Origin of the sequence: Flavobacterium sp. DSP2-3-1, from assembly GCF_049896865.1 — a bacterium.
Classification (GTDB): Bacteria; Bacteroidota; Bacteroidia; order Flavobacteriales; family Flavobacteriaceae; genus Flavobacterium.
On sequence record NZ_JAFCVD010000028.1, the window covers coordinates 1 to 1,809 of the forward strand.

Consider the following 1,809-nt stretch of genomic DNA (forward strand, 5'->3'; position numbering starts at 1 on the left):
TCCTGATGTGTGAGCGTCATTTGTTTTTTAACGCCCGCTACTCGGTAATCCTTGTAATCAAAAGTTACGTTTTCATTGTCAATGCTTTTAATTCGATTGTTACTAATGGCGATTTTATGAGTGTAACGTCCTAAATATTCCACCACTGATTTAGGACTTCCAAAAGGTTTCTTAGCAAATACAATCCATGGTTTCTGCCATAATTCCTGCCGGATTTGTTCGTATAGGATAGGTGATTTTACTTTCAGTTTGGCGCAATATTTAGCCCTAAAAACTTTCGATAATGCCTTGACTGGAAACAAAAATTTGCCATCGGTTCTACTATTTTGCCACTGTCCGTCTTTGTCCACGCCACCGCCCGGAACAATGCAATGCAGGTGCGGATGCAAACTCAATTGCTGTCCCCAGGTGTGCAAAACCGCTATCATTCCCATTTGCATTTCTTTGGCTTTGCCAAAGGTTTTTAACGTTTCCCAAGTAGCTTCAAATAAGGTGTCATACACTATTTTAGGCTGGTAAATGGCCAAGAAATTGATACTGTTTGGCAAAGTAAATACCAGGTGAAAATAAGGCACAGGCAAGAGTTCTGTGCTTCTAGCTTGTATCCAATCTTCTCGTTTGTTACCCTGACACTTCGGGCAATGCCTATTGCGGCAAGAGTTGTAGCTTAAAGTGAGATTACCACAACTATCGCAAGCATCGATATGACCACCCAACTCGGCTGTTCTGCATTTTTTAATGGCGTAAAGCGTGCGGAGCTGCCAAGTATTTAATCCATAGTTTTCGATTGCAGCACCTGCTTTTCGCAGGACATCGGCTACTTCAAAGAGCGGCTGCATTTTGCAAAAAGGGTATCGAGTGGACTAAAGATACGCTGACTCTCGAGTTGGGCAATATGCAGGTATTCCATTGTGGTCTCAACATTCTGGTGTCCCAAAAGATCTTTCAGTGTCATAATATCCATACCGTCTTCGAGCAAATGCGTGGCGTAACTGTGCCGAAGCGTATGGGTATGAACTTCTTTGATTATACCCGCTGCCTTGGCCACTTGCTTCACTGCCCATTGCACCCCGCGTTGACTATAGCGATTGTCAAAATCGCCACCGGCTCCATTAGGCAAAGGTTGGCCATTAAAAACATAATCCCTGGGTTTTTCGGCTTCGATGTATTTTTTTAAACCCCGAATTAAATGTTCTGAAAGCGGTACGTAGCGGTCTTTTTTGCCTTTCCCCTGAACTACTTTGAGTTGTTTTCGGTCAAAATCCAAATCCTGTAAACGCACACTTCTAGCTTCCATGCAGCGAAGTCCACAACCATAAAGCAAGCCAATGAGGATTTTATGTTTAAGCAGCTTGGCACACTGGAGCATCGCCCAAACTTCTTCCTTGCTCAAAACAACAGGGAGTTTTTTCTCGTGTTTTATCGAAGGTAATCGTAAAAACTCATACGGCAAACCTTCGGATTTAAGCAAAAATCGAAGGCCGTAAACACAGTGTTTAAAATAGGTTTGAGAAGGTGTTTTAGACTTTTTTTGTTGGTAAAATAAGTAGTCCTGTACTTGTTCAGCATCTAATTCAGTTGGGATTTTACCAAAATAAAGCGAAATAGCCGCCACATGGCGCGAATAATTATTGAACGTGCTCTGACTTCGACCCAAAATCGAAACTGTACGCTCAAAACGATTTAATAGTTCCTCAAATCCAGGAACTTCGCGCTTGGCTTGGTTCAGGATTTTGTTTTCTCTTAACGCATCAGGATGCTTTTTTTTGTAGTCATGGTATACGAATTTTAATTATATTCGTAAGGTAC

2 protein-coding genes are annotated in these 1,809 nt (G+C 41.9%); both read right to left on the reverse strand.

Annotated elements, in window-relative coordinates; all coding sequences use genetic code 11:
• A partial coding sequence (locus ACP7AT_RS15730; RefSeq protein ID WP_426065389.1) for an IS91 family transposase occupies positions 1-839 on the reverse strand: 839 nt, incomplete at its 3' end.
• Positions 818-1,615 (reverse strand): tyrosine-type recombinase/integrase, encoded by a 798-nt coding sequence (locus tag ACP7AT_RS15735; protein WP_426065390.1) that lies wholly within the window; start codon positions 1,613-1,615, stop codon positions 818-820. The genes ACP7AT_RS15730 and ACP7AT_RS15735, both read right to left, overlap by 22 nt.
• Positions 1,616-1,809 lie beyond the last annotated feature (194 nt).